Here is a 26,558-nt window from a genome sequence, read left to right on the forward strand (position 1 = left end):
GCGATCCTCAAATCCGGATAACGGCCGGGGCCGGCAGCATTATACATATCGCCATAAGCTGCAGCTTCCAAGGCAGGGTATGCTTCACGCGCACTTGAGGGACCTTTCAGCCGGTGAATCCCCTCTCTGTTCTGGCGGGTACGGAAACATAGATCCTTGGTCAACGCTTTGTACACTATAAATATTGTACTTAATCTATACGATATTTCGGTACCCGTCAAGCCCGTACTGAAAAAACACAATTCTGCTGAAATTCAACATTTTGTAAATTGTATACCCTTTCATTCGCGAAAAGCTATGATGCAATTAAATATTTTTTCCAGACGTCTTCAGATATGAAAAAACTGTGTCGATAAACCGAATATATGAGTAGAGTTATTCAAAGAAACGGCTACATTCTCATATAGAAGCCGATTTCCATGTATCCGAGGGGGAACCATTCCAATGTCCAAATCCGTCAACCGTTCTAAACGAAAATCCAAGTCAGGGTCACTGCAAAGAAAAATGATGATCCTATTCAGTATTATGCTGGTGATCCCCATCCTGCTCGTAAGTACTTTCTCTTATTTCAGTGCAAACAAGCAATTGAAGATCAAAATGCAGGATGCCACGCATTCCAGTGTGGATCTGGTCGCAAGTACAATTAACGAATATGTTTCAGCCGCAATGCGAAATGTAGATCTGCTAAGCCAGCAGATTAATTCTTCCGATATTGATGCAAATTCGCCGGAAACGCGTACGCTGATTGAATTGTTCATGAAGGCGCATCCCGAGCTGGAGATCTTAACGGTGGGCAATAATCAGGGTGCCTGGATGAAAGCCCCCGATCCCGGGAAGCAGGAATATGATCCGCGCACCAGAGACTGGTATAAGGCAACCCTGCTGAATCCCGGTAAAATCACAATCATCGACCCTTTTGTCTCAGCAACAACCGGCAACTATACGCTCTTTATCTCGGAAACGCTGAAGGATGGCCAGGGCGCGATTACAACCAGCCTTAACCTGAAAGCCTTAAGTGAGAAAATCAACAAGACCACGCCAGGGGAAACAGGCTATTTTTATATTGTTGACCGGAATCATAAGTTCGTCTCTCATCCCGTAAAAGCTGCAGGTGATGATGTAGCAGACTATGTCGTGGAGATGCTGGTTAATGAAAGCGGAGATCTCGACTATACAAATCCGGATTCAGGCATGGATATGCGGGGTTACTATACAACCGATGCGAATACCGGATTCAAGATTGTCGGCATTCTTCCGACCCAGGAATTCTCTGATGCGACGCAGCCTATTATTAATACAGGAGCAATTGTACTGGCTGTGTCTCTGATCGTCAGCATGACCTTATTGTTCCTGATTATCCGCTCCATCACGAATCCGATCCGCAGTCTGAACCGTTCCGCGCAGCGGGTGAGCGAAGGGTATCTGAACGAACAGATTCACATTAACCGGTCGGACGAAATCGGCCAGCTGGCGGAGAATTATAATCTGATGGTAGGTTCTCTGCGCGGTATCGTTTCTGATATTTCAGACACTTCGGCACAGCTTGCCTCTTCAAGCCAGCAGCTTACAGCCACGACTGAGGAGAACTCCAAAGCTACTGCTTATGTGACCGGACTCGTGCAGGAATCTTCAGAAGGTGCTGAAACGCAGACTTCAGCGATGGCTGAGACCTCGCGTGCGATGGAGGAAATGTCCTCAGGTATCCAAAAAATCGCAGAAGCTGCAGCCACCATCGTAGATTCTTCGGCCAATACAGAAGCTGACGTGCTTAGCGGCAGCCTCAAGATCGAACAGGTCAGCCGGCAGATGGATGCCATCCGTACCTCCACCCACCATTCTTCGGAGCTGATCGGCCAATTAAATGGCCTGAACACCGAAGTCTCGGCTATGAGCAGCGCAATTACAGCTATTGCCGTGCAGACTAACCTGTTGTCGCTGAACGCCGGAATCGAAGCCGCCCGGGCCGGAGAACATGGCAGAGGATTCGCTGTAGTCGCCACTGAGGTACGGAAGCTGGCGGATCAATCGAAGAATACCGCCGGAGATATCCAGGACACCCTGCTGCAGATGACCCGGCTGATTGATCAGACCTATGAAGCCATCCGGCATACGGTTGCAGCAGATGTAGATTTGGGCATTCAGGTTACTGCCGAAGCTAAGGAAGCGTTTATCAGTATTGAGCACTCTACGACCAAAATCAACAGCCAGCTGCATGACATCTCGGCCATTACCGAGCAAATGTCTGCCGGTGCGCAGGAGGTAGCTGCTTCTGTTCATGAAATTTCCGGCATCTCGCGTTCGACTTCAGATGCATTCCAGAGCGTAACAGCGGCTACCGAGCAGCAGCTTGCCTCCATGGAGGAAATCTCCTCCTCCTCCACCGAGCTGTCCAAGATGGCCGCAGCACTGCAGCTTAAGATCGAACGCTTCAAGCTGGAGGACTAGTTCACACAGATTACAGTCCTATAGCAGCACAAAAAAACCGTCACTCAGCAAATGCTGGGATGACGGTTTTTTTGTGCATTTTATTATATTAAGGCTAAAAACTCATTGTCTTATTATCTAGACGAGTACGGTCGAACCCATCAGATATCTATCCACTTCACGTGCCGCTTCACGGCCTTCGTTGATCGCCCAGACCACCAGACTCTGTCCACGGCGCATATCTCCGGCTGCGAATACTTTATCCACATTGGTGTTGAATTTACCGTAACGGGCCTTTACATTACTGCGGCGGTCCGTATCCAGCTTGAGCTCCTCAATAATATCCTGCTCCGGTCCGTCGAAGCCGATCGCGATCAGCGCAAGCTGAGCGGGATAGACAGCCTCAGTTCCCGGAACCGGCTGGTAAATCTTCCGTCCGGTCTCGTCCACCATACGGCGGATTTGCACGGTGTGCAGCTCCTTGAGGTTGCCTTCTTCATCGCCTACAAACTTCGTAGTCATGATGGAGAATTCACGGGGATCTTCACCGAAGACCGCCTTGGCTTCCTGCTGGGCATAATCCAGCGTATAGACATTAGGGAATTGCGGCCATGGGTTAGCAATCGGATCGCGCTCCAGCGGCGCCTTGTCATGCGTACCGAACTGTGTAATACTGCTGCAGCCGTGACGCAATGAGGTAGCCACGCAGTCGGAACCCGTGTCCCCGCCGCCAAGTACGATAACATCCTTGCCGGCAGCCGATACATAGTTGCCATCCTCCAGATTGGAATTCAGATAGCTCTTAATCGTACCGTTAAGGTAATCCATAGCGTACATTACGCCATTCAGCTCATTGCCTTCTACATTGAAGCGTCTGGCTTTGGTCGCTCCGCCGCAGAGTACAACGGCATCATATTCATCCACCAGCTGCTGTGCCGGAATATCCTTGCCGATTTCCGTGTTCACTACGAACTGGATGCCTTCCGCTGCCAGCAGATCCACACGGCGCTGCACGACACGTTTGTCCAGCTTCATGGTAGGGATACCATACATCAGGAGGCCGCCGATGCGGTCACTGCGTTCAAAGACCGTCACAGTATGGCCCGCTTTGTTCAGCTGAGCTGCTGCCGCCAAACCTGCCGGTCCGGAGCCGACAATGGCAACCCGTTTGCCTGTGCGTTTCTCCGGAGGGTTCGGTACCACCCAACCCTCTTCAAAGCCTTTGTCTACAATTGCCAGCTCAATGGTCTTAATGGTGACAGGCTGGCCAATCAGGCCGACGGTACATGAACCCTCACAGGGTGCAGGGCAGATGCTGCCCGTAAATTCCGGGAAATTATTCGTCTTGTGCAGGCGTTCCAGCGCTTCCTTCCACAATCCCCGGTAGACAAGATTATTCCATTCCGGAATAAGATTATGCACCGGACAGCCCGAGGTACCGCCGCTCATATCTATGCCGGTATGGCAATAAGGTGTTCCACAATCCATACAGCGGGCACCCTGGGTCCGAAGCTCGTCCTCGGTCAGATGCTCATGGAACTCTTCCCAATCCTTGATGCGCTGCTCGGGATCCCGGTCCCCTGGGAGCTGGCGCTTATACTCCATAAATCCAGTAGGTGTAGACATATTTACGTTTCCCCCATCCGTTCTCTTCGTGTTGATGTATAGTACACTATAACATACCTGCGGCAGAAATATATCTAATGCAGCGTAGGTGAAGAACCTGCATATTTTATACTACCTAGTGAAATATCATTTCTAATTTTAATTATAGTAGCATTCAATACTTTCACACTGTAATGGACTAATCTGCTGATTATTTGTACTATTTCACATCTTGTGTCAGAGAAAACGCTTTTTCGTTACTCCCTGCGTTCATATACAAAAAAACGGTAATCATAAGGATTCTGTTCATTGCGAATCCCCAGTGTACTTGAGATTTCGTTCCACTGGCTCCAGTTGACGTCCGGAAACTTCGTATCGCCCGCAATATCCGCGTAAATCCGCGTGACCAGCAGCTTATCTGCATGAGGCAGCATCAGGCTGTAGATCTCAGCTCCGCCGATCACCATCAGCTCATCCTCTTTACGGCCTTCTGCCAGGGCTTCTTCCAACGAGTGTACAACCTCCGCACCTTCCGGCGCAAAGCTGTGGTCCCGGGTCAGAATAAGGCTGGTGCGGCCTTTAAGCGGCTTCCCGCCTAGAGAGTCCCATGTTTTACGGCCCATCAGCATTCTTTTGCCGAGAGTCTCTGCTTTGAAATAAGCGAAATCCAGCGGCAAATGCCAGGGCATATCGTTATTCTTACCAATCACACCATTCGAAGCCATCGCCCAAATCATGGTGATACTCATATTCATGCCCTCTTTTCCATGAAATCATAGATTAGGTTTCCGGACAGGGTTATATAGCAACCGGCGCTTTGATCCCCGGATGATGGACATAGTCGGTAAACTCGAAATCCTCAAACGTATAATCAAAAATACTGTCAGGCACCCGGCGGATATTGAGCTTCGGCAATGCGTAAGGCTCCCGCGCGAGCTGTGTGGCCACTTGCTCCATATGATTTGTATATATATGCACATCGCCGCCTGACCAGATAAATTCACCAACCTCAAGCCCTGTCTGCTGGGCCACCATATGGGTGAGCAGCGCGTAGCTGGCTATGTTAAAAGGAAGCCCCAGGAACGTGTCCACAGAACGCATGGTAAGCATACAGGAGAGCTTCCCGCCCGCTACATAGAACTGAAACACAAAATGGCATGGCGGTAGCTTCATCTGCTCAATCTCGCCTACATTCCAGGCACTGACGATATGACGGCGCGAATCCGGATTATGCTTAATCGACTCAATAACATTTGCAATCTGGTCGATATGGCGACCGTCCTTGCTCTCCCAGGCCCGCCACTGTGAACCGTATACCGGTCCCAGCTCACCGTTCTCATCTGCCCATTCATCCCAGATGGAGACTCCATTCTCCTTCAGATAAGAAGTATTGGTATCCCCTTTGAGGAACCAGAGCAGCTCATGCACCACCGATTTCAGATGGATGCGTTTGGTGGTCATCAGCGGAAATCCCTTCGACAGATCGAAGCGGAGCTGACGCCCGAATACAGACACTGTGCCTGTGCCGGTCCGGTCGCCTTTGGCTGTACCGTTGTCCAGTATATCCTGCAATAAATCCAAGTAATTACGCAAGCAGTATCGCACCCCACTCTCTTTTTTTCTTATACCAGTTTACCATGACCTGCCCGTGCTTGTAACTTGTTCGCGCGCAGAAAATGTTATTTCCTGCGGACAGCAAATACTGACAAAAGCAGTTTTTCCTAATCCTGATAATAGAGGGAATTAACTAGCGGAATTCCCGCACTAAAATATGATGATTACTCTTGAGTCTACAACTCATCCGGCGATAAGAGCAGACAGCTAACATGTACAGGAATCTGTTTAGTAATTATTTGCTTAAGCACCCTCTGCAGCTCCAGCACATGCTCTGTCCCGTTGTTCATCATGCTCTGCCCTCCTCTACTCCCATATCTTAAGCTCTACCTTCTCCTGCAATGCTTGCAGTGATGCTCTTCCTCCTATGGGAAAAGTGATTATCGGCGATGCGTGGCCAAAATTAACATCAGCAATCACGGGGAGCTCCTCCAGCTCCTTTTTGGATTTGATGATGGTGTGCAGGATCTCGCGGCTCATTCTCGCCCCCCGCTGAAACCTGCCTAGTGCCAGTCCTTTGACCCCTGAGAACCCCGGCTGCTGAATCAGCGATACCAGATCACGGTCAAACACTTCAGGATAGACCTCGAAATCATCCTCCAGAAACAGAACCGAGCCTTCCAGATCCGGCATGTACTCCGTTCCGTGCAGCAGGCTGAGCGTACACAGATTTCCGCCGAGCAGCGTACCCTCCGTTTCGCCTTCGTTAATGATATAAGGGCCGCTGTTTTTTTCAAAAACCCGGTTCTCCTGATCTATAAACCAAGCGTCATCGCTCCAATGTTCAGAGGGCTCTACGGTGACGGCTTCATGACCCATCATCATTTTCGTGAAACACTCCACAGTATACTCATTACCGAGCTTCATGCCGAAAGTGGAGAAATGGGGTCCGGAATAGGTGAGCAGGCCTGTCTTGGCGTATATTGCGTTACTCAGCACAGTAATATCTGAATACCCGCACAACCGCTTGGGGTTGGCCGCAATGAGGTCATAATCAAGTTCACGCAGCAGCTGATTGCTGTTATGTCCGCCCAGGGTTGTCAATATTCCTTTGACCTGGGGATCGCTGAAGGCATTATGTATATCTTCTACTCTGGAAGCAACGGATGATGAGCCGAAGATATCTTGTTCATAAGCATGTCCGGCAAAAGAAACCGTAAAACCAAGCTTCTCCAGCAGTTTTGTGGCATGTTCGAGCTGATCTTTAGCTATGATCCCCAGGCTGTTTGCCGGTGATATAATTCTGATTTCGTCCCCTGTTATTAATTTCGCAGCTTGCATGATCCCACTCCCCGGCAAAAGAAAATACCGGCCCCTCTCCTCTGCCGCCGATCGAAAAGAGGATGTCCCCTTAACCATTCTACATGGCTTTGGAAACATCCTCTTATGATCTTACCCGTGCAGGCGTAAGGGTATTATTTAATCACGTGAATCGGGTGTCCTTCTACCAGCTCAGCCGCTTCCATGACGATTTCGCCTAGGGTTGGATGCGCGTGGATCGTCAGGGCGATATCTTCAAGCGTAGCGCCCATTTCAATAGCCAGACCCAGCTCAGCAATCAGGTTGGAAGCTTCGATACCGACGATTTGCGCGCCGAGCACCTGATTATTGTCGCTCTTAGCCACAATCTTGATGAAGCCTTCAGGAGCATTCAGGGAAACGGCACGGCCGTTACCTGCGAACGGGAATTTGCCGCTCTTCACAGCATAGCCCTTGTCCTTCGCTTCTTTCTCAGTCAGACCTACGCTGGAGCATTCAGGATCTGTGAACACTACTGCAGGCATAACCTTGTAGTCAACAACCGATTTGTGACCGGAGATGGCTTCAGCAGCAATTTTACCTTCGTAAGAAGCCTTATGTGCCAGAGCAAGACCGGGAACGATGTCGCCGATGGCAAAGATATTAGGAATATTAGTGCGTCCCTGGTGGTCGACTTTGACCAGACCGCGTTCATCCAGCTCAACACCGATCAGATCCAGACCCAGTTCACCGTCAGTGTTAGGACGACGTCCTACAGTAACCAGCAGGTAATCGGCAGTCACTTCTTTGGACTCGCCGCCCACGGAGTACTTCACGGTTACTTCCTTGTCGTTCTGAACAGCACTTTCAGCTTTGGCGTTAGTCACAATTTCAATACCGGTCTTCGCCATATTCTTGGCAACCAGACGGGTCATGTCTTTGTCGAAGCCAGGCAGAACAGTGTCCAGACCTTCAATGATCGTTACTTTGGTGCCGAATTTGGAGTACATCTGGCCAAGCTCTGCTCCAATATAGCCGCCGCCGATAACAATCATGCTCTTCGGAATTTCCGGCAGATCAAGTGCTTCAGTCGAGGACAGAATGCGTCCGCCGAACGGGAAAGGCTTCAGTTCAATCGGACGGGAGCCCGTTGCGATGATGCAGTTATTGAATTTGTAGCGCGGGGATTCATGATCATTGAACAAACGGGCTTCGTTTGTGCTGATGAACATAGCTTCACCGCTGAATACTTCAATTTTGTTGCCTTTCATCAGGCTGGTTACCCCTGAAGTCATTCTTTTGACAACGCCATTTTTGAACTCCTGGGTTTTGGCCCAGTCCACTTTGACGTTCTCGGCAGTAACACCGAATACTTCGCCGTGCTGAGCAGCCTCGAATTGATGAGCTGCAGAGATCAGCGCCTTGGAAGGAATACAGCCGCGGTTCAAGCACACGCCGCCGAGTTCCGATTTATCTACAATGATTACCTTTTGGCCGAGCTGGGCGGCACGAATTGCCGCCACATACCCGCCGGGACCTGCACCAATTACCAATGTGTCGATTTCGATTGAAGCGTCTCCGACTACCATTTATTACACCTCCATAACTAACATATCAGGATTTGCAAGCAGGGTCTTAATGTAATTCATGAAGTTCTGAGCGGTTGCACCATCGATAATACGGTGATCAAAGCTCAGAGACAGGGCCATAACCGGAGCTGCGACGATTTCGCCATTCTTAACAACCGGCTTCTCAGTGATGCGTCCTGTACCCAGAATCGCAACTTCAGGGAAGTTGATAATTGGGGTGAAGAACATGCCGCCTGCGGAACCGATGTTGCTGATCGAGATGGTGCTGCCTTTCATTTCATTCGGAGCCAGTTTGCCGTCGCGTCCGCGGACTGCCAGATCTGTAATCGCGCTTGCGATCATCCAGATGCTCTTGCGGTCAGCGTCTTTGATTACAGGAACGATCAGACCGTTGTCTGTATCTGTAGCGATACCGATGTTGTAGTATTTCTTGTAGACAATTTCGTTCGTTGCTTCATCAATCATAGCGTTAAGCGCAGGGAATTGACGGGAAGCTGCAACGAGTGCCTTCACGATGAACGGAAGGTAAGTTACCTTCACGCCTTTCTTCTCGGCTACAGGTTTCATACGGGCACGGAAGGCTACAAGCTCAGTAACATCCACTTCGTCCATAATGGTAACATGCGGTGCTGTGTATGCCGATTTAACCATAGCATTGGCAATGGCTTTACGGATACCCTTGAATGGTACGCGTTCTTCTTCCAGGTTTGCATTGCCGGAAGCTGCCGGAGCAGCTGCTGCCTTAGCTTTTGGAGCTTCTGTTGCTGCTGCAGGTGCAGATGCCGCCGACGGTACCGATGCCGCAGGTGCTGCTGATCCGCCCTTCAGGAAGGCTTCTACATCTTCAAGTGTGATCTTGCCGTTCTTGCCGGAGCCATTTACCTGAGAGATGTCAACACTCTTGTCACGGGCAAATTTGCGTACGCTAGGGGTTGCCAGCACTTCACGGTTAGGAGCCGGAGCTGCCGCCGCTGCTGCCGGAGCCTGAGAAGGAGCTGCTGCCTGCGCACCAGACGCTTCTGCATGGCCGCCTTCCTGCTGAGGAACATCGCCTTCTGCAGCAATGATTGCCACCACTTCGCCTACACGGCATACTTGACCGTCTTTGGTGAACACTTCTACCACTGTACCGTTGACAGGAGAAGGAACTTCAACTACAGCCTTATCATTCTGTACTTCCATGATGATATCATCGTCGGTGATTTTGTCGCCGACCTTGATATGCATCTTGATGATTTCCCCTTCATGCAGACCTTCGCCGAGTTCAGGGAACTTATATTCAAAGTTGCTGGTTCCGCCTGTTGCAGGGCTGCTGGCTGCCGGAGATGATGTTGTATCTGCTCCGCCCTTTGCTGCATCTGCTTCCTGGGAAGCCTGTTCTGCAGGATGGCCGCCTTCCTGTTCAGGAACTTCGCCTTCTGCATCAATAATTGCAACTACTTCACCTACGCGGCATACCTGACCGTCTTTGGTGAAGACTTCAAGCACTGTGCCGTTAACCGGACAAGGAACCTCTACTACTGCCTTGTCATTCTGAACTTCCATTACGATATCGTCATCGGTTACTTTGTCGCCGGCTTTGATATGCATTTTGATAATTTCGCCTTCATGCAGACCTTCGCCCAGCTCAGGGAACCGGTACTCAAATTTTGCCACCTTGATAACCTCCTAAAAGTTATGTTTACATACGCTAAGTTTGTAAGCAGTACAATGTATTGCAGAAACGGGTGCCGCCCTTTTGCAAGGACGGCAAGGTCATTTCTCTTAGAATTCCATTACTTTCTTCACTGCCGCAATGACACGCGCCGGTGTAGGAATCCAGGAATCCTCGATTTGTGCGAACGGGAAGATTGTATCAGGGCCAGCTACACGAAGCACAGGAGCTTCAAGATGCAGCAGAGCTTTTTCATTAATTTGAGCAATCACTTCAGCGGCTACGCCGGAGCTCTTTTGTGCTTCTTGGACTACAATGGCACGGTTGGTCTTCTTAATAGAAGCGACAATCGTATCGATATCAATCGGGCTAACCGTACGCAAGTCGATAATTTCGGCTTTGATGCCGTCTTTTTCGAGCTGATCGGCCGCTTTGGTAGCAGTATGTACCATCAGGCCGTAAGTGATGATTGAGACATCAGTTCCTTCGCGTACTACATTAGCTTTACCCAATTCAACGGTGTATTCACCTTCAGGCACTTCTGCACGGAAAGCATGGTACAGGTTCAAGTGCTCCATGAAGAATACAGGGTCATTGTCGCGGATCGAAGCGATCAGCAGTCCCTTGGCATCGTATGGATTGGAAGGAATAACAACCTTGATACCCGGGCTCTGGGCAATCAGGCCTTCCAGGGAATCGGTATGAAGTTCAGCTGCTTTAACGCCGCCGCCGAATGGAGTGCGGAAGACTACAGGAGCATTGTATCTGCCCCCGGAACGCCAGCGCAGGCGGGCAGCCTGAATGACGATTTGATCAAGTGCTTCGAAGATGAAGCCTACGAACTGGATTTCGGCAATCGGGCGGAAGCCCTGTACGCCGAGACCGAAAGCCAAACCTCCGATTGCGGATTCAGCCAGCGGAGTATCGAAGACACGCTCCTCGCCAAATTCCTTTTGCAGCCCTTCCGTTACACGGAACACGCCGCCTACATTACCAACATCCTCTCCGAAGATAAGAACATTGGGGTCACGAGTCAGTTCAACGCGCATTGCGTCACGAATTGCTTCTTTCATATTCATCTGTGCCATTGCCTGATATCCCCCTTATTCAAAATCGGCTTTTTGTTCTTCAAGATGTTTCGGAGTTACCTCGAACATGCTGTCGATCAAGCCGGGAATGGTCATTTTTTCGGTCTGTTCTGCTTTTTTAATCTGCTCGTTCACAGTTGCTTTCGCTTCTTCTCTTACGCGCAGAGTGTCTTCTTCGGTCCAAAGGCCTTTTTTCTCCAGGTACTTGGCAAGACGGGCAATCGGATCTTTCTCATTCCATTGTCCTTCTTCTTCCTTGGAGCGGTATTTACTGGCGTCATCGGACAGGGAATGCGGACGGAAACGGTAAGTTACGGCTTCAATCAATGTCGCGCCTTCGCCTTTACGGGCACGTTCAGCAGCCTGCTGAACAGCGGAGATTACCGCGAACACGTCCATACCATCGATCTTGATTCCCGGAATACCTGCTGCAACCGCTTTGTGGGCGATCGATTTAGCTGCCGTCTGCTTCGCGAACGGAGTTGTAATCGCATAGCCGTTGTTCTGAACAAAGAAGATTACAGGAAGTTTGAAGACACCTGCATAGTTAAGGCCTTCATAGAAGTCACCTTCGGATGAACCGCCGTCACCTGTATAAGTAATAGCTACATTAGCTTGTTTCTTCAATTTGAATCCCATTGCAATACCGGTAGCATGCAGGATCTGTGCCCCGATAATGATCTGCGGCATAAGTACATTTACGCCTTCAGGAATCTGTCCGCCGTGCTGATGTCCGCGGGAATACAGGAAAGCCTGATATAATGGAAGTCCATGCCATACCAGCTGTGGAATATCGCGGTAGCCCGGGCAGACGAAATCTTCCTTCTGCAAAGCGAACTCGCTGCCGATCATCGTAGCTTCCTGACCGGATACCGGTGCATAGAAGCCGAGACGGCCTTGACGGCCCAGGTTGACGGCACGGTCATCCCAAGTACGGGTAAATACCATACGGTACATAATTTCTTTCAGTTGGTCATCGGTAAGATCAGGCATCATTTCCTTGTTGATAACTTCTCCATCCGGGGAAAGTACCGAAAGGGCTTCAACGTCCTCTGTATACACTTCATAAGGAACTCTAGTCATTATCTTCACCTCAATAAAAAAATTTGAATATCAGTGGTCTCTGTTATAGAATTATTATACACCTGTTGTAGCTGTTTCGTCAAAGAAATACGCATAAAATTTATGTTTCCATAAATTTTGTATGTATAACAGGCTTTGGAATATCCTATAACAGATAGAAGGATATTATTCAAGTAAATGATATATCCCACATTTGCCGCTTGGGTAATTTTAACGTAACACTTAGTCTAATGCAAAAATCCGACACGAAAGGTGACGATTGGACAATGAGCGAACCTGTTTTTCTGAAACGTACAATAGTGAAACAAACACTGTGGAGCGAGCATCTGCAGGAGGAACGCAAGCTGCGCATTTATCTTCCTCCCGGCTATAACGAAGTCCTCAGTTACCCGGTGGTCTACTGCCAGGACGGGGAAGAATTCTTCAACTTCGGCCGGATCGCCACGCTTGCCGGGCAGCTGATTCTGGAGCAGGATGTGGATCCCTTCATTATAGTGGGTGTCGAAGTGAACGTAGCTGTCCGCACCGAAGAATACGCTCCGTTTGGCAGCCGCTTTAAGCAGTACCTTGCATGCTTCGCCGAAGAGATCATTCCCTTCATTGAACATAATTATCCTGTACGGCGTACGCCGGAAGAACGAATCATCGCCGGCGATTCCCTGGGCGGCAGTGTCTCCCTGCATCTTGCCCTGGCTTATCCCGCCTTATTCAACCGTGTGCTCAGCCTCTCCGGCGCCTATTACCCCGAAACCCGCCAGCAGCTGGAACAGGAAGCTGATCTCTCCTGGCTTCAGATCAATATGGTCGTCGGTCTGCAGGAGCGAGACTACAAGACTGATACCGGAATCTACGATTTCGTAGAAATGAACAGGGAAACCAAAGCGATGCTGGAGTCAAGGGGAGCCACCGTATCCTACCGTGAGAAGGACGGCCGCCATCTCTGGGGATTCTGGCAAAAAGAGCTACCGGAATCATTACTCTATTTCTTCAACCGCTGAAACAGCCTTTAAGGCCTAAAAAGTGAACATCTTCCGAACTTATGTACGTTGTGCAGGTGAGTGCGCTTTCAGTACAGGGCGGGCATACGGTGCCCGTCCTTAAATGTAAGGACGGCAACCGGTCATGCTGCGGATCTATGCCTGCTCCAGATTCTCGGTAATAATACGTTCCAGCAGCACTTCACAGCCGGCATTCACCAGATCATATACCTGCTCAAAATTTCCGGTAAAATACGGGTCCGGCACTTCACGAAGCTCCTCGTCCGGCAGCAGTTCCATGAAGAATAACAGCTCCGACTTCTCGCCTCCGGGAATTTTGCGAACATTGTCCCCATTGGACTTGTCCATGCAGATTATATATTGAAACTTCTCAAAATCTTCGCCGCTCACCAGCCGGGCTGTCATGTGCTCATAGCTGATTCCATGCAAATCCAGAATCCCTCTTGTGCCCTCATGCGGCATCTTGCCGATATGCCAGTCTCCGGTTCCGGCTGAATCCACAGTGATTTGACTGGACAATTGCCGCTGCTCTATTTTGTGGCGCAGAACTGCTTCAGCCATCGGCGAACGGCAAATATTGCCCAGACATACGAATAACACGTTTACGATCTCTCTCACCCCCCGTGACCATTTATGCCTTCCAATCCGCGGATAAGTCTTGCGGCGAAATGCATCTGACTTCATTTTAGCGTTATGGCAGCAATTGTACAACTTTTCAAACTGCATTATACTGTTCAGGGTGACTAACTTAATAGCCACAACAAGGAGGGGATCACATTGCCATCTGGGCGTGTTGTCATATTTGCAGGCGGTGAGCTATCACCGGATGGTTTGCACCTATTAGATGAAGAGGATTTTATTATCGGAGCGGACCGGGGGGCACTTTTCCTGATTGATCACGGATACACACCTGATATTGCCGTCGGAGATTTCGATTCCGTCTCCCCCGAAGCGCTGCTGCTGATACAGGCGGGAAGCAAGGAAACCATCAGCTGTGATCCGGTCAACAAGGACCTGACGGACAGTGAAATGGCGCTGGATCTTGCCCTGAATACACAGCCTGAGTCCATTCTCCTTATGGGTGTAACCGGAACCCGTATGGACCATACACTGGCCAGTATCCAGATGATGACCCGGGCACTGCAGCGTCAGGTCGCCTGTTCTATCATGGATGCGAATAACTATATTACGCTGACCGGCTCGCATGCTGTAGTCGAGGAACGCGGGTATACCTATGTCTCTCTGCTGCCTTTGACACCGGAGGTTACAGGAATTACGCTGCAGGGTTTTCAATATCCGCTGGAGAATGCCACCCTTAAGCTGGGCCAGTCTCTGGCCGTAAGTAATGTGCTGCTTGCCGCTAGCGGAACGGTTACTATTGAGAGCGGACTTCTGCTGATTATCCAGAGTAAAGACTGATTACATAGGTTTTTAGAGACATCACTGTAACCTTTGTTTCAAAAATGTAAAGCCGGGAATCTCCTTACACAGTAAGGGTTTCCCGGCTTTTTTCTATGCCTGTTCAAGCTAAATATTAATATTTTGTAACTTTTAATGAGATTTTAATAAAACGCTTACAACGTAGACCCAGCCTGCATTTGAAGCCTCTGCTCCATAATTTAGGAAATAGATAACCTGCTATACTACGAATCAGAGAAAGAAACTAGAAAGATAAACACAAACCTGGGAGGTATTACTACATGAATAAGCAACAATGGTTTAAGCAAGCAATTGCTATTGGAATGTGCACAACAATCGGGCTCGGCACCCTAATGGCTACCGGAGCAGGCACAGCCCCTGCTGCTGCCGCATCCGTATCCTCTTCCGCTGTCACAGCAGAATCCGTTTCCGCATCTTCAACCGGCTCAAGTATTGTCAGCTTCGGCAAAAAATATCTGGGTACGCGCTACCAGTTCGGTGCATCCACTTCTACTACAAGATACTTTGACTGCTCTTCATTCACGAAATATATTTTCAAGAAATATGGCGTTAACCTGCCGCGTACTTCCGTAGCCCAATCTAAAGTCGGATCATCCGTGAGCAAGGCCAATCTGCGCGTCGGCGATTTGGTGTTCTTCTCCAGCGGAAGCCGGGCAACAGGCAAGAATGTAACGCATGTAGCAGTCTATGCAGGCAATGGCAAGATTCTCCACACCTACGGTTCACCTGGAGTAACGCTTTCAGATCTGAATTCGGGCAACTGGAAAAAAACCTACCTGAAAGCACGCCGCGTACTGTAAACGCATCTGATCAGCTCTCTCTTATTAAATATTAAACGTGCTTCATTCACGATTTGTTGCAAGTCCATAGCACGGTTCTCAAAAAAGCCGGAGAGTCAGTTAAGTATTCCCTAACCTGTGACACCGCTCTCCGGCGCCCGCAGTACATATCCGGTTCCTCGTACCGTATGTATCAGTTTATTCCGGTGGCCCTTGTCTATCTTCATACGGATATGCCGGATGTAGACATCCACCACATTAGTGTCAGCGTGAAAGTGATACCCCCATACCTGCTGTAAAATCTCGTTTCTGGGACAGATTTCACCCAGATTAACGGCAAGATAGTACAATAGGTCGAATTCCTTGGGGGTCATCTTCAGCTCTATTCCGTCCCGGCTGACCTGCCGGCGGCTGGGATCGAGCAATAAGCCATCCACCTTAAGCAGCGAAGCCGCTCCTCTGCGGCGTCCGGTAAGCTTCAATAAATTGAGCACCCTGCATTTGAACTCACCGGTATGTACAGGCCTCGCCATATATTCATTGCCCCCTGCATCAAAAGCTGATACAGCTGCCGGGCCACGCGCCTCTTCATCCCCTCCGGATATCACCATCACCGGCAGAACCATCCCCCCTTCCCGCATTTCTGACACTACCCTCCAGCCTGACCAGCCTGCGGGTTCACCCAGCTCTGCGAGCAGCAGCACTGGTTCTTGACCAGACAGCAGCAAGCGAAGATCCTCTACATCTTCGCTTGTTGCTGTCTTCATACCCAGCTCACGGATTGCGGCTTCAAGCTCCGCACGCCCCTCTTCCCGTTTCTTGCATTCCGCCTCAGATTCCCGCACCTCCGGCGCCGGACCGGGCGCATACCAGGCAATGATTTCATTCACAATGAAGTCCCCCACCTTCCACCTTTGTACCGGCTGTACCGGCGCAGATGAAGCTTAGAGTTCCCGTAAAGTAAAGAGACCATTCCAGGGAATGGTCTCTTTACTTTACTTTGCTTAGGCTACGGACGATTAAGTCACGAAGTCAATCTCCTGGAAATCGGCTACCTCTACCTCCCAGCGTTTTGCAACAAATGCCTGATGCTCGGGATGGCTATTATAGGCATCATAAGCCGCCTGATCTTCGAACTCCATCGAGAAGCCATACCGGAAATCACATTTCACACTGACCTGGCGCAGCACCTCGAAATTCTTCACTACCGGAATGGCGCTGAGGATCTCCGCTCCGTCCCGCAGGAAGGCAGCAGTCTCCGCAGAGTCCGGGGCATGCTTCAATGTAAAAATAGCCATATGCCTGATTGTTCCGTTCTTCATCTTATCCTCCCCTTCGTTACCCGAAATACCGGTGATAGAAGCTGCGTGCCGCAGCAATATCACTGGTTCCATGAATCAATGCCCTCCCGTCGGCAAACACAACCATACGGTAAGGCTCCTCTGTAAAGGAGACCAGGTACGGATTGCTCTCTACCTTGCCGCTATTCAGCCTGGAGAGGCGGGCGGCAGTCTCCTGCAGATTGAGGCTCCGGCGCTGCGCCGGGCGGATCTGCACCGTATCCCGGCCGCAGAGCACATCGCTGCGTTCTGTGTTAGCTGCAGACAGATACGGATAGACCGGACGGTCACCGCAGGATGGACAGTCTACCTTTTTCGCCGCCTTGACGCCAATCTCCTGCTGCTCGCTCTGCCAGACATCGAATGTCAGCAGCTTGCCGCGCAGCTTCTCTTTGTACCCGCCGAGCAGCTTCAGCGCCTCAGCCGTTCCATTCGCCGTAACCATCTGTACAGCTTGCGGCAGAATGCCGGCCGTATCACAGGTATCCCCGCCCAGCGGGATAGTACCCAGCAGACAATTCAGACAGGGCGTTTCACCCGGCAGGATGGTGTATGTAATTCCGTAGCTTCCGACACAGGCGCCATAGATCCAGGGAATGCCGTGTTTTTGCGCCAGGTCATTCATGATCAGCCGGGTGTCGAAGTTATCCGTCCCGTCCATAATCAGATCCACCCCCGGAAGCAGGCTCTCCATCTCCTCTGCACGCACATCCAGTACATGGGCTTCAAGCACGATTTCCGAGTTAATCTCCATGAGTCTGGATTTGGCCGCAGCCGCTTTGGGCATCCTCAGACGGGCATCCTCTTCCGTATACAGTTGCTGACGCTGCAGATTGCTCCACTCTACATAATCGCGGTCCACAAGGATGAGCCGGCCTACCCCGCAGCGCGCCAAAGTCTCGGCAATCCCTGTACCCAATGCGCCCATTCCTACTATCAGCACACTTGAACGCGCCAGTCCCTGCTGCCCCGCAGCCCCGAACGGAGTAAAGCGGACCTGTCTAGAATACCTTCCGTCCCGTCCCGCCGCTGATGCCGGAGCCAGTTTGTCATTGTCATTAGGACCCATTCCTGAACAGCCCCCTTTATCCAATAGAAAATGTTTATTCCATTTATCACTCTATATTATGAAAATCCGGGAAACAGCGCCTTGCAGCGCTCCTCCCCGGACGTTGTAATTCATCTATACAGTCTGAGCAGACCACTGCTCCACATTCCATACCTTCGTTACCCAATCCTCGTAGAATTCCGGTTCATGGGAGACAAGCAGAATCGTCCCTTTGTATTCCTGCAGCGCCCGTTTGAGCTCTGCCTTGGCAACAATATCAAGGTGATTCGTAGGCTCATCGAACAGAATCCAGTTGCTCTCACGCATCAGCAGCTTACACAGACGTACTTTGGCCTGCTCGCCACCACTCAGCATGCTAAGCGGACGGGTAATATGTTCATTCTTCAGCCCGCAGCGTGCCAGATGGCCACGTACTTCATTCTGGGTGAGACTTGAGAATTCATTCCATACATCTTCAATCGGGGTAATATTCTCCGCCTTCATTTCCTGCTGGAAATACGCTGAACTCAGGTAATCCCCCAGATAGGTTTTGCCGCTGTAGGTCGGGATTACGCCTAGAATCGTTTTGAGCAGCGTGGATTTGCCGACACCATTGTACCCGACAATAGCAATCTTCTCTCCGCGTTCAATCATCATATTCAGCTTGCTTGGCAGCAGCGGACGATCATAACCAATCTCGAAGTCAACGCCTTCGAACACGGTCTTCCCGCTGGCCCGGCTCTCTTTGAACTGGAAGGTCGGCTTCATCGCCTCTTCCGGACGGTCAATCCGTTCCAGACGCCCAAGCTGCTTCTCGCGGCTCTTGGCCCGGCCCGATGTGGAAGCCCGCGCTTTATTGCGCTGGATGAAGTCTTCCTGCTTTTTGATGAAATCCTGCTGCTTCTCATACGCATCAATGTGCTGGGCTTTGTTCATCCCCGCCATTTCCAGGAATTTCTCGTAGTTTGCCGTATAGCGGGTCAGCTTCGAGAACTCCAGATGATAGATCACATCTACGATTTTATTCATAAATTCCGTATCATGGGAGATCAGCATGAAGGCATACGGATAATTTTTCAGATAATTGGTCAGCCAGTCAATATGCTCCACATCGAGATAGTTCGTAGGCTCATCGAGCAGCAGCACATTCGGTTTCTCCAGCAGCAGCTTCGCCAGCAGAACCTTGGTCCGCTGCCCCCCGCTCAGGCTGGTTACGTCCCGGTCCAGACCGATTGCCGACAGGCCGAGGCCGCCCGCCATATCCTCCACCTTCACATCAATCATATAAAAGTCGCCGATGTCCAGCTGTTCCTGAATCGTGCCCATCTGATCCAGCAGCGTTTCCAGCTCTTCGGGAGTGGCGTCGCCCATTTTATCAGTAATGGCCAGCATTTCAGCCTCCAGCTCCAGCAGCGGCAGGAAGGCATCTTTAAGCACATCGCGTACCGTTTTGCCTGCCGTAAGCTGGGTGTGCTGATCGAGATAGCCGTAACGGACACGCGGAGTCCACTCTAATTTGCCGCTGTCCTTCAACAATTTACCGGTCAAAATATTCATCAGCGTCGACTTACCCACGCCGTTAGCTCCAACAATTCCTACATGCTCTCCATCCAGCAGGCGGAAAGATACATCCTTGAACAATACCCGGTCCCCAAAGTTGTGGGAAACGTCTTCTACAGTAAGTAAACTCATAAATTCTCCGCAAGCTCCTGTCTATATTATAAATATTACGAAACGGGTTAAGCACATACATCACTCCATTCTAGCACACCTATGTCCTGCGCCGAAATAGAAAATAAGCCTAATTCCTGAAAAACTCGCAGAAAAAGTAGTGATTTCAACGTTTTTTCTGAAATATTCCACTGTTTTTTGCAGAAAATCGTTTGTCCGTTCCCAGTCCAAGCATCTCTCCAACCGCTTGACCCAGCTTCCCTTTCGGCTGAAAAGGGTCCTGCTGAAGCGGCAGGCTGCACACCTTGGCCTGTCCCAAAGCAGAAGCCAGAAGCGCTGCTGCTGAACCGCCGGCCAGCGGCAGACAGATCCGCCAGTCCGGCTGAGGGGTGAGACCGCTGCGGCGCAGCCAGTGCAGCGTATCCTCCAGTCGCCAATCCGCCCCGGAGGCCACCAGCACCGGCCTGCCGCTGGCCGTGAAGGCGGGCAGCGCCCCTTCGTAACCGCCTGTCCCCAGATCCAGAACCACGAAGGAATACGACTTCCCCGTCCGCTGAGGTAGTCCGTCAGCAGGCGCAAGCTTCCAGAAATCTACGTTGCTCCAGGTAAAGGGATGCTCCGGCAGCACTACACCATGGCTGGCACTTCTTTCAGGCACTTCTGCCATTCCTTTAATGCGATTAAATACTTGCGCTTCAGGAGCGCATTCCACCCAGGCGGTGTGGCCAGTCTGCGACAAATAATGGCTCACAGCCAGTGAAGTATGCGTTGTCCCCAGTCCCGGAGCTACGCCCAGCACAGCCACTACTAAGGTCTGCCGGGACTGCAGCCTAACAGAAGCGGCCTGTAAATCCGGCTTATGCTCCGGCGCTGTCAGCGCTGCGGCTTCGGCTTCAATCGGTTCAAGCGCTGACAGCACCTCCTGGGCACTGCCGTACCGCTCCTCCGGATGATGACGCAGTAGGCGCCGTATTACCGGAATCAACCGGTCCGGAATGCTGCCATGCAGCTTCCGTTCCATTCCCGGCTGCCAGCTGCTGAATTGTCCGCCGGAAGCCATGTACAGCAGCAGCGCACCCAGCCCGTACAGGTCAGACAGCGGACTGCTCTGTGCACTGCCATATTGCTCCGGGGCAGCGAAGCCGGCGGTTCCCAGCTTCTCCGTGTCTTCATCAGATCCGGTTCTCAGCTTACGCGCAATACCGAAATCAATTAGCCGCAGCTCATGAGGCCCGGTCAGCATAATATTGGAGGGCTTCAGGTCACGGTATACGATCGGCGGATGATGACTGTGCAGGTATTGCAGGACCTCCAGCAGCTGCCTGGCATAGCTGATAATCCGCCCTCCCGTAAGGGCTGCCGGATGCTCAATCATGGATTGATGCAGGGTTACCCCTTCAATGTAATCCATCACCAGATAACTATAGCCGTCATGGTCCGGCGGGAAGAAATCGCCAACCCTGGGCAGCTTAGGATGATTCAGTGAGATCAGCAGCTCTGCTTCTGCCTGGATGGCTCCAATTCGATGCCCGCCCCCTTCCAGTATCACACTTTCCTTTACCGCCCATATCTTTCCCGGCAGCCGCAAATCCTCTGCCAGATATACACGGCTCATTCCTCCTGCACCGATAAGTCCGGTAATACTGTAACGTCCTCCAAGGATTTGTCCGGTTGTCAGCTTGCCCGCTACATTCATCTTTTTTCCTCCTTATTGTCACACAAAAAAGGGAAAGCATCCGCCGTCAGCACCTGGTACCGGCATGAAGCCGGCGGTGCAGATAGCGGGATGCTTTCCCTTTATCCATGAACCTAATTAATATTTAATCATATAAAGTGTAATTTCATCGCGGTTGTGGAACAGCTGCTTCGCACGCTGAATCTGCATCCGTTCACCTTCGAACATGGCAATAATCTCTTTGATCATCGCCAGCGGCTTCTTATGCATCAGCTTCACCGTGACAATGGCTGTACCGCCCGGGGTCAGACTATGGAGCAGTCCGGTAACCAGCTTCGCCATCAGCTTGGGACTCCAGCTCATATCGCAGACCAGCAGATCAAATTCATTCTCGCGGAATTTGACCTCCCCGGCATTTTTACGCAGAATCTTGAGTCCGGGATAATTACGCAGCGATTCATGCATCAGGGCCGGATCCACAGCGGTTACCTTAAGGCCGCGTTCCAGCAGGAACGAGGTCCAGCCGCCCGGGGAAGCGCCGATATCCACCGCATTCTTGAAGCTGTAGAACGGAATGGCGAATTCCTTCTCCGCCTCCATCAGCTTGAATTTAGCCCGTGAGATCTGCCCGTCCTCCTTGCGGAAGCGGATCATCCCGCCGTTCCAGCTGGAGAGATTCTCTTCCGGCCGGGATACACCGGCATACAGGGCTTCTCCATCTGCATATACGGACACCACCCATGCCGGCTTCTGTACGGTGAATTCTGCACCCAGACTGTCAAGCCGGCCCTGCAGCCACTCCCGCAGCTCTCCCGGGCTGTCTTCCCAGAAGGACGTGCTGCCCTTGCGGACATGCAGCGAGACCTTCTCACCCTCCAGCTCTGTCCGCCGGCTTAAGTATACGGCCAGCCTGTCCATAGCAGACATATCGCCTGTGTCCTGGAACTGCACCGGCTGGATATGGCGCAGGAAGATCGGCAGGTTCTGTGCCAGCATCCGCGATACCTCTTCAGGCTCTGCCTCCAGCGTTGCCAGGAACACTTCACCCGGCAGCAGCAAAGTACTTTTCACTGCTCCGAACAGGCGGCGCAGCTCCTCTTGTGCATAGGGAGCAAAGCCGTGATTCGCGGTGCAGATGTATCTTGAAATTATTTTCTCATCAGGAGCCAGATTTGGCTCGAGGGGTTCTTGCGTAAAATCATTCAAATCGATGTGCCTCCAGGTCTTATTTTTATCCAGGGACGGCCGCTATCCCATTCAACATCAACAGGTATATCGAAAGTGTCCATCAGCATTTCCCTAGTCAGCACTTCTTCCTTGGGGCCGGCTCCCGCCAGCTTCCCGTCACGGATCAGCGCTACATGGGTGAAGAGAGGTACAATCTCCTCTACATGATGCGTTACATACACTACAGCAACATTGCGCTGCTTCAGCTTGTCGATCTCGGCCAGCATCTTCTCACGCTCGTAGAGATCAAGGCCGGCGCAAGGCTCGTCCATGATCAGCAGCTTGGGCTCGGCTATCAGGCAGCGTGCCAGCATCGCTTTCTTGCGTTCCCCCTGGGACAGGGTACCAAAAGGATGGTACGCCAGTTCGCTGAGATTCATATCCTCCAGCAGCTTCAGCGCCTGATCCTGCACACTTTGCGGGATTGCCTGATAGAAGCGCAAGTAGGCATAAGCGCCAGTTGCGACGACTTCCCATACGGGATCGCTGAGCGAGAGCTTTTCCATCAGGGACGGACCAATATAGCCGATTTCCTTGCGCACCTCACGTACATCACACTGGCCGAATTTGTAGCCCAGCACTTCAACGGAACCCTTGCTTGGAAACAGGTAACCGGTCATCATTTCCAGCAAGGTGGTTTTACCGGAGCCGTTACGCCCGAGAATTACCCAGTTCTCGCCTTGCTTCATTTCCAGAGATACATCATCAAGAATCAGGCTTTGTTCCCTGCGCAGGGAAAGATGTTGTAAAGATATCATTATAAGGTCACTCTCCTTATGTAATCCAGTACCCGTTCTACCGAGCCCATTGAATAAAAGATTTCCGGTTCAGCGCGGCGGTCCGCCGGCACTACCATCAGTGCAGGCACACTGGATATACGGTACGTATTAATAAGTCCGGGCAGCATATTTACGTTGCCCTCAGCAATCAGAAGTCCGGGCGGCAGCAGATGCTGCGCAACCTCCAGCATACGACGTGCGGCCTTGCAGGTCCCGCACAGCGGGGTATACAAGAACACTGCAAGAGGTTCTCCCGGCCTTCCGAGCAGCTCCATCAGCTCTTCCTGATTCATATCCTTCATCCAGCCGCCGCTCCTGCAGCAATTTCCTGCAGCCTCTCCAGCCCAAGCGGGCCATTGTGCAGCTGTGTGCCGGCAGGCACGGCCGGATACAAGATTTCGTACATTTCCTTGCGCGCCTCAAGGCTGGAGGTGTGCAGATAGATTTCCCGCGGGAATAATCCTTCGAGCACCATCCTTTTGACCACTTCACCGCCGCAGAAATCGTCCGGGCCCATATCATAATCAAGCGACAGAATATCAACCGGGCCGCTGCGCAGCATCAGCAGACACTCTCCGGTGGTTCTGGCCAGCGCAAAACCGGAAGGCCGTCTTCTCATATCGTCCATATATATATTCATCACGATTCATCCTCCGCTTCAAACCAATGCCTGACTACAGCAATTTCCGCCCTGTGAGTGCCGTCAGGCCCTTTTTCCGTTTCCATCGCAATCGCTGCCACCTTGCGCAGAGGAGCAGAAGTCAGCAGTTCTCTCAGCGCCTTAACTCCAATATGGCCTTGCCCGATCTGAGCATGTCTGTCCCGCCTCGAGCCGTAGGGGAACTGGGAGTCGTTCAGATGTACGGCAGCAAGATGCGGCCAGTAACCAAGTGCTTCCCCCCTCTGCAGCAGCTCATCCGTATGCTGCGGATTCCAAATCCCTGATGCAAAGGCATGACAGGTATCGAAGCAGAAGCCGATTTTCTCCGGATAGCGGCTCAGTTCACGGACTTTAACCAGCTCTTCCAGTGTCATGCCTTCATGGCCGTGATTGCCTGCCATGTTCTCAATCAGCAGCTTTGTCTGGCCTTCCCATCCTGACAGGGTGTCATTTATACATTGTATAATATTTTGATAGCCTTGTAATGGCTCCATTCCGGCAAAATGGCCAAAATGCACCACAATGCCCAGGGATCCGCAAGCCTCGGCGATCTCCAGATCATTGCGCAGCGAAGCAGCCATAACGGCTCTGCCTGCGGAATCTGCAGCCAGATTAGTCGGATAAGGGGTATGGGCTATGGAGACCATCCCCTGTTCCCGGCAATAACTGGCACAGCTGCGGGCATCCCGGTAGTCAACCGGCTTAAGCTTCAGACTGCGCGGATTCTTCGGGAAATATTGGAAACATGACGCGCCGCTCTCCCTGGCGGACCTGGCAGCCTGCCCGTATCCGCCGCGTATGCTGACATGTGCCCCTATACCGGGATTAAGCGTCATGCTGACAATCCGGGCAATAAAATACCTTGCGTCCGGACTGCTCTGTCTTGATAATCGTTCCCCCGCCGCGCAGGCAGGGTTCGCCGCCGCGGTCATACACTTTACAAGCATCGTTGTAAGAACCGGTAACCGTATCTCCGGTCATGAACGGCATTTCCATATAACCGCCAATCTCGGTTGCCTCCGTCAGTACCTTGCGCACACTGTCATATAGCCGGGTTACTGCCTCCGGTGACAGATTCTGAACGAGCGTAGACGGCAGAAGTCTTGCTTCAAAGGCAATCTCGTCGGCATAACAATTGCCGATTCCAGCCATAACATGCTGGTTGACCAGCAGACTCTTCAGCGCACCGCGGCGTCCTTTGAGCAGAGCGGCGAAGCGTTCAGCCGTCATCCTCCGGTCCAGCAGCTCCGGTCCAAGCTTACCCATTGCCGCTTCACTTTCCTTAACAGACAGGAGATGCAGATACCCCAGGCGCAGGCCCATGAAATAAAGGATATGCTCTCCAAAAGCCAGTTCAACCTGAGTAGTCCGGTCCGGACGCTCTTCCTCTGTCCCATAGAATAAAAGTCCGCCCAGCATCAGATGAAGCAGCAGTCTTCTGCCGTCATGCAGATGGAAAAGGATATGCTTGGCACGGCGCTCTACGAACACAACACGCGCCCCAACCAGACCGTTCACGAAATCCGCGGTCTCCATATTGATTGTTTTTTCTCTGTTAACGGTTACCCCCGTAATTGGAACATTTATTAAATGCTGGCTCAGCAGCTTTCTGTAATTCTCCATTTCCGGCAATTCCGGCATATTGTCATCTTCCCTTCCAGGTTGGTAAAAGGCATACCTTTGTCATTATACACCGAGCAGTACCATTAGTTCAGCTAAATCAGCACAAATTTCATCCGGTTTAACTCCCGTAACAGTCTGGTAGTGCTCCAGATTATCGCGTGTGGTCAGACCCGTCAGCACCAGTATCGTGCGGCACCCTGCATTTACACCGGCAGAAATGTCTGTACGCATGTTATCTCCGACTACAACCGATTCCTCAGGTGTGATCCCCAGCAATGTTGTCGCATAGGTAATCAGATGGGATTCCGGTTTGCCGATTACTACAGGTGACACCCCGCTGGCTGCTTCAATTGCAGCTCCAAGGGTTCCGGCGCCGGGCATCACCCCGTTATCGGAGGGGAGCATCAGGTCCGGGTTGGTCAGCACAAACCTGGCTCCTTCCCGGATCCAGCGCGAGGCCCGGGCCAGCGATTCATATGTAAAAGAACGGTCGATGCCCTGGACAACATATTGCGGATTCTCCGTGACCAGGGTCAACCCCGCTTCGGCGCAGGCCTGCACCAGTCCCTCTTCTCCAAGTATCGCCACGGTTGCTTCCGGTGATTCCTCAGCAATGTAGCGTGCCGCAGCAAGCGATGAGGTGCAGACCTCTTCCGGATTCGCATCAATTCCCATCCCGCGCAGATGTGCAGCAACACTTGCCGCTGTGCGGGAAGAGTTATTCGTGACAAACAGGAACGGTACAGCCGCTCTACGCAGCGCTGCTATCAACCGATCTGCATCCGGAATCATCCGGCCGCCGTGATACAAGGTTCCGTCCAGATCAATTAACAAACCACCTATATTGTTCATAATACCCCCTGTTTGAGTCCCGTTTATTTAATTCATCACATTAATAGTTAATGCTATAAATTATCTTCGCAATTTTCTAACCATTTCCCGCTATAGCCCACTGTTATTGAGTTTTTTAATGGCATCCTAGCTTTTCCGCTACTCCGTTTCGCCAATTTCTCTACTGCTT

25 protein-coding genes are annotated in these 26,558 nt (G+C 51.3%); 4 read left to right on the forward strand and 21 right to left on the reverse strand.

Features of this window, described 5'->3' with window-relative positions:
- The first annotated feature begins 444 nt into the window (after window positions 1-444).
- Window positions 445-2,445, forward strand: coding sequence for a methyl-accepting chemotaxis protein (locus NSU01_RS19070; RefSeq protein ID WP_042137830.1), 2,001 nt, complete (start codon window positions 445-447; stop codon window positions 2,443-2,445).
- 117 nt (window positions 2,446-2,562) lie between these two features.
- On the opposite strand, the gene NSU01_RS19075 is transcribed toward NSU01_RS19070, so the two are convergent.
- The 8 genes from NSU01_RS19075 to pdhA all read right to left on the reverse strand — a co-directional run bounded on the left by NSU01_RS19075 (window position 2,563) and on the right by pdhA (window position 12,296).
- Complete coding sequence (locus NSU01_RS19075; protein ID WP_042137832.1) at window positions 2,563-4,050, reverse strand: glutamate synthase subunit beta; 1,488 nt, start codon at window positions 4,048-4,050, stop codon at window positions 2,563-2,565.
- Window positions 4,051-4,286: 236 nt separating this feature from the next.
- Window positions 4,287-4,778: a dihydrofolate reductase gene (locus tag NSU01_RS19080; RefSeq protein WP_076243019.1), complete on the reverse strand. Its 492-nt coding sequence runs from the start codon at window positions 4,776-4,778 to the stop codon at window positions 4,287-4,289.
- Between the two features lie 49 nt (window positions 4,779-4,827).
- Window positions 4,828-5,622 carry a thymidylate synthase gene (thyA, locus tag NSU01_RS19085; protein WP_042137834.1) on the reverse strand — a complete coding sequence of 265 codons (795 nt, stop codon included), beginning with the start codon at window positions 5,620-5,622 and terminating at the stop codon, window positions 4,828-4,830.
- 327 nt (window positions 5,623-5,949) lie between these two features.
- Window positions 5,950-6,924, reverse strand: coding sequence for a S66 peptidase family protein (locus NSU01_RS19090; protein ID WP_076243018.1), 975 nt, complete (start codon window positions 6,922-6,924; stop codon window positions 5,950-5,952).
- A gap of 134 nt (window positions 6,925-7,058) precedes the next feature.
- Window positions 7,059-8,471, reverse strand: coding sequence for a dihydrolipoyl dehydrogenase (lpdA, locus tag NSU01_RS19095; RefSeq protein WP_039299144.1), 1,413 nt, complete (start codon window positions 8,469-8,471; stop codon window positions 7,059-7,061).
- Between the two features lie 3 nt (window positions 8,472-8,474).
- Window positions 8,475-10,127 (reverse strand): 2-oxo acid dehydrogenase subunit E2, encoded by a 1,653-nt coding sequence (locus NSU01_RS19100; protein ID WP_076243017.1) that lies wholly within the window; start codon window positions 10,125-10,127, stop codon window positions 8,475-8,477.
- Between the two features lie 108 nt (window positions 10,128-10,235).
- On the reverse strand, window positions 10,236-11,213 hold the full coding sequence (locus NSU01_RS19105) for an alpha-ketoacid dehydrogenase subunit beta (protein WP_042137842.1): 978 nt from the start codon (window positions 11,211-11,213) through the stop codon (window positions 10,236-10,238).
- Window positions 11,214-11,228: 15 nt separating this feature from the next.
- Window positions 11,229-12,296 (reverse strand): pyruvate dehydrogenase (acetyl-transferring) E1 component subunit alpha, encoded by a 1,068-nt coding sequence (pdhA, locus tag NSU01_RS19110; RefSeq protein ID WP_039299153.1) that lies wholly within the window; start codon window positions 12,294-12,296, stop codon window positions 11,229-11,231.
- Window positions 12,297-12,562: 266 nt separating this feature from the next.
- On the opposite strand from pdhA, the gene NSU01_RS19115 reads away from it, so the two are divergent.
- Window positions 12,563-13,294, forward strand: coding sequence for an alpha/beta hydrolase-fold protein (locus NSU01_RS19115; protein ID WP_076243016.1), 732 nt, complete (start codon window positions 12,563-12,565; stop codon window positions 13,292-13,294).
- Between the two features lie 135 nt (window positions 13,295-13,429).
- On the opposite strand, the gene NSU01_RS19120 is transcribed toward NSU01_RS19115, so the two are convergent.
- Window positions 13,430-13,903 carry a low molecular weight protein-tyrosine-phosphatase gene (locus NSU01_RS19120; RefSeq protein WP_076243178.1) on the reverse strand — a complete coding sequence of 158 codons (474 nt, stop codon included), beginning with the start codon at window positions 13,901-13,903 and terminating at the stop codon, window positions 13,430-13,432.
- 168 nt (window positions 13,904-14,071) lie between these two features.
- Between NSU01_RS19120 and NSU01_RS19125 the strand changes: the two genes are divergently transcribed.
- Together NSU01_RS19125 and NSU01_RS19130 are read left to right on the forward strand one after the other, a co-directional pair.
- Window positions 14,072-14,713: a thiamine diphosphokinase gene (locus tag NSU01_RS19125; RefSeq protein WP_076243015.1), complete on the forward strand. Its 642-nt coding sequence runs from the start codon at window positions 14,072-14,074 to the stop codon at window positions 14,711-14,713.
- A gap of 281 nt (window positions 14,714-14,994) precedes the next feature.
- Window positions 14,995-15,534 (forward strand): C40 family peptidase, encoded by a 540-nt coding sequence (locus NSU01_RS19130; protein WP_042137848.1) that lies wholly within the window; start codon window positions 14,995-14,997, stop codon window positions 15,532-15,534.
- A gap of 110 nt (window positions 15,535-15,644) precedes the next feature.
- Here NSU01_RS19130 and NSU01_RS19135 read toward each other — a convergent pair whose 3' ends face one another.
- The 12 genes from NSU01_RS19135 to NSU01_RS19190 all read right to left on the reverse strand — a co-directional run bounded on the left by NSU01_RS19135 (window position 15,645) and on the right by NSU01_RS19190 (window position 26,389).
- Window positions 15,645-16,403, reverse strand: a complete 759-nt coding sequence (locus NSU01_RS19135; RefSeq protein WP_083705285.1) for a response regulator transcription factor — start codon at window positions 16,401-16,403, stop codon at window positions 15,645-15,647.
- Window positions 16,404-16,532: 129 nt separating this feature from the next.
- Window positions 16,533-16,835 (reverse strand): Dabb family protein, encoded by a 303-nt coding sequence (locus NSU01_RS19140; protein ID WP_076243014.1) that lies wholly within the window; start codon window positions 16,833-16,835, stop codon window positions 16,533-16,535.
- A gap of 16 nt (window positions 16,836-16,851) precedes the next feature.
- Window positions 16,852-17,922: a ThiF family adenylyltransferase gene (locus NSU01_RS19145; protein WP_076243013.1), complete on the reverse strand. Its 1,071-nt coding sequence runs from the start codon at window positions 17,920-17,922 to the stop codon at window positions 16,852-16,854.
- A 114-nt stretch (window positions 17,923-18,036) separates the two neighbouring features.
- The gene (locus NSU01_RS19150; RefSeq protein WP_042137854.1) at window positions 18,037-19,593 is read right to left on the reverse strand and encodes an ABC-F family ATP-binding cassette domain-containing protein; all 1,557 of its coding nucleotides are present in this window, start codon (window positions 19,591-19,593) and stop codon (window positions 18,037-18,039) included.
- 145 nt (window positions 19,594-19,738) lie between these two features.
- Entirely contained in the window at window positions 19,739-21,268 is a 1,530-nt protein-coding gene (locus NSU01_RS19155) for a serine/threonine-protein kinase (RefSeq protein ID WP_076243012.1), read from the reverse strand.
- Window positions 21,269-21,385: 117 nt separating this feature from the next.
- Complete coding sequence (locus NSU01_RS19160) at window positions 21,386-22,453, reverse strand: SAM-dependent methyltransferase (RefSeq protein WP_083705283.1); 1,068 nt, start codon at window positions 22,451-22,453, stop codon at window positions 21,386-21,388.
- Complete coding sequence (locus NSU01_RS19165; protein ID WP_042137857.1) at window positions 22,450-23,232, reverse strand: ATP-binding cassette domain-containing protein; 783 nt, start codon at window positions 23,230-23,232, stop codon at window positions 22,450-22,452. The genes NSU01_RS19160 and NSU01_RS19165 overlap by 4 nt, the downstream gene beginning before the upstream one ends.
- Window positions 23,232-23,555 carry a thioredoxin family protein gene (locus NSU01_RS19170; protein ID WP_076243011.1) on the reverse strand — a complete coding sequence of 108 codons (324 nt, stop codon included), beginning with the start codon at window positions 23,553-23,555 and terminating at the stop codon, window positions 23,232-23,234. Before NSU01_RS19170 ends, NSU01_RS19165 begins: the two co-directional genes overlap by 1 nt.
- Window positions 23,552-23,893, reverse strand: a complete 342-nt coding sequence (locus tag NSU01_RS19175; RefSeq protein ID WP_305954186.1) for a cyclic-phosphate processing receiver domain-containing protein — start codon at window positions 23,891-23,893, stop codon at window positions 23,552-23,554. The genes NSU01_RS19170 and NSU01_RS19175 overlap by 4 nt, the downstream gene beginning before the upstream one ends.
- The gene (locus NSU01_RS19180) at window positions 23,893-24,750 is read right to left on the reverse strand and encodes a deoxyribonuclease IV (RefSeq protein ID WP_076243009.1); all 858 of its coding nucleotides are present in this window, start codon (window positions 24,748-24,750) and stop codon (window positions 23,893-23,895) included. The genes NSU01_RS19175 and NSU01_RS19180 overlap by 1 nt, the downstream gene beginning before the upstream one ends.
- Entirely contained in the window at window positions 24,740-25,555 is an 816-nt protein-coding gene (locus tag NSU01_RS19185; protein WP_076243008.1) for a DNA-formamidopyrimidine glycosylase family protein, read from the reverse strand. Before NSU01_RS19185 ends, NSU01_RS19180 begins: the two co-directional genes overlap by 11 nt.
- Window positions 25,556-25,600: 45 nt before the next feature.
- Window positions 25,601-26,389, reverse strand: a complete 789-nt coding sequence (locus NSU01_RS19190; protein WP_076243007.1) for a TIGR01457 family HAD-type hydrolase — start codon at window positions 26,387-26,389, stop codon at window positions 25,601-25,603.
- Between the last annotated feature and the right edge of the window lie 169 nt (window positions 26,390-26,558).

It is taken from the genome of Paenibacillus sp. FSL H8-0259, from assembly GCF_037963255.1.
Classification (GTDB): domain Bacteria; phylum Bacillota; class Bacilli; order Paenibacillales; family Paenibacillaceae; genus Paenibacillus_AQ; species Paenibacillus_AQ phytohabitans.

Coding starts and splice junctions, on each gene's coding strand:
- NSU01_RS19070 (WP_042137830.1), top strand. CDS start 445: ATGTCCAAATCCGTCAACCGTTCTAAACGAAAATCCAAGTCAGGGTCA.
- NSU01_RS19145 (WP_076243013.1), bottom strand. CDS start 17,922: ATGGGTCCTAATGACAATGACAAACTGGCTCCGGCATCAGCGGCGGGA.
- NSU01_RS19190 (WP_076243007.1), bottom strand. CDS start 26,389: ATGAACAATATAGGTGGTTTGTTAATTGATCTGGACGGAACCTTGTAT.
- NSU01_RS19175 (WP_305954186.1), bottom strand. CDS start 23,893: ATGAATATATATATGGACGATATGAGAAGACGGCCTTCCGGTTTTGCG.
- NSU01_RS19165 (WP_042137857.1), bottom strand. CDS start 23,232: ATGATATCTTTACAACATCTTTCCCTGCGCAGGGAACAAAGCCTGATT.
- NSU01_RS19140 (WP_076243014.1), bottom strand. CDS start 16,835: ATGAAGAACGGAACAATCAGGCATATGGCTATTTTTACATTGAAGCAT.
- NSU01_RS19090 (WP_076243018.1), bottom strand. CDS start 6,924: ATGCAAGCTGCGAAATTAATAACAGGGGACGAAATCAGAATTATATCA.
- NSU01_RS19150 (WP_042137854.1), bottom strand. CDS start 19,593: ATGAGTTTACTTACTGTAGAAGACGTTTCCCACAACTTTGGGGACCGG.
- NSU01_RS19115 (WP_076243016.1), top strand. CDS start 12,563: ATGAGCGAACCTGTTTTTCTGAAACGTACAATAGTGAAACAAACACTG.
- NSU01_RS19080 (WP_076243019.1), bottom strand. CDS start 4,778: ATGAGTATCACCATGATTTGGGCGATGGCTTCGAATGGTGTGATTGGT.
- NSU01_RS19130 (WP_042137848.1), top strand. CDS start 14,995: ATGAATAAGCAACAATGGTTTAAGCAAGCAATTGCTATTGGAATGTGC.
- NSU01_RS19170 (WP_076243011.1), bottom strand. CDS start 23,555: ATGAAGGATATGAATCAGGAAGAGCTGATGGAGCTGCTCGGAAGGCCG.
- pdhA (WP_039299153.1), bottom strand. CDS start 12,296: ATGACTAGAGTTCCTTATGAAGTGTATACAGAGGACGTTGAAGCCCTT.
- lpdA (WP_039299144.1), bottom strand. CDS start 8,471: ATGGTAGTCGGAGACGCTTCAATCGAAATCGACACATTGGTAATTGGT.
- NSU01_RS19075 (WP_042137832.1), bottom strand. CDS start 4,050: ATGTCTACACCTACTGGATTTATGGAGTATAAGCGCCAGCTCCCAGGG.
- NSU01_RS19180 (WP_076243009.1), bottom strand. CDS start 24,750: ATGACGCTTAATCCCGGTATAGGGGCACATGTCAGCATACGCGGCGGA.
- NSU01_RS19185 (WP_076243008.1), bottom strand. CDS start 25,555: ATGCCGGAATTGCCGGAAATGGAGAATTACAGAAAGCTGCTGAGCCAG.
- NSU01_RS19105 (WP_042137842.1), bottom strand. CDS start 11,213: ATGGCACAGATGAATATGAAAGAAGCAATTCGTGACGCAATGCGCGTT.
- NSU01_RS19155 (WP_076243012.1), bottom strand. CDS start 21,268: ATGAATGTAGCGGGCAAGCTGACAACCGGACAAATCCTTGGAGGACGT.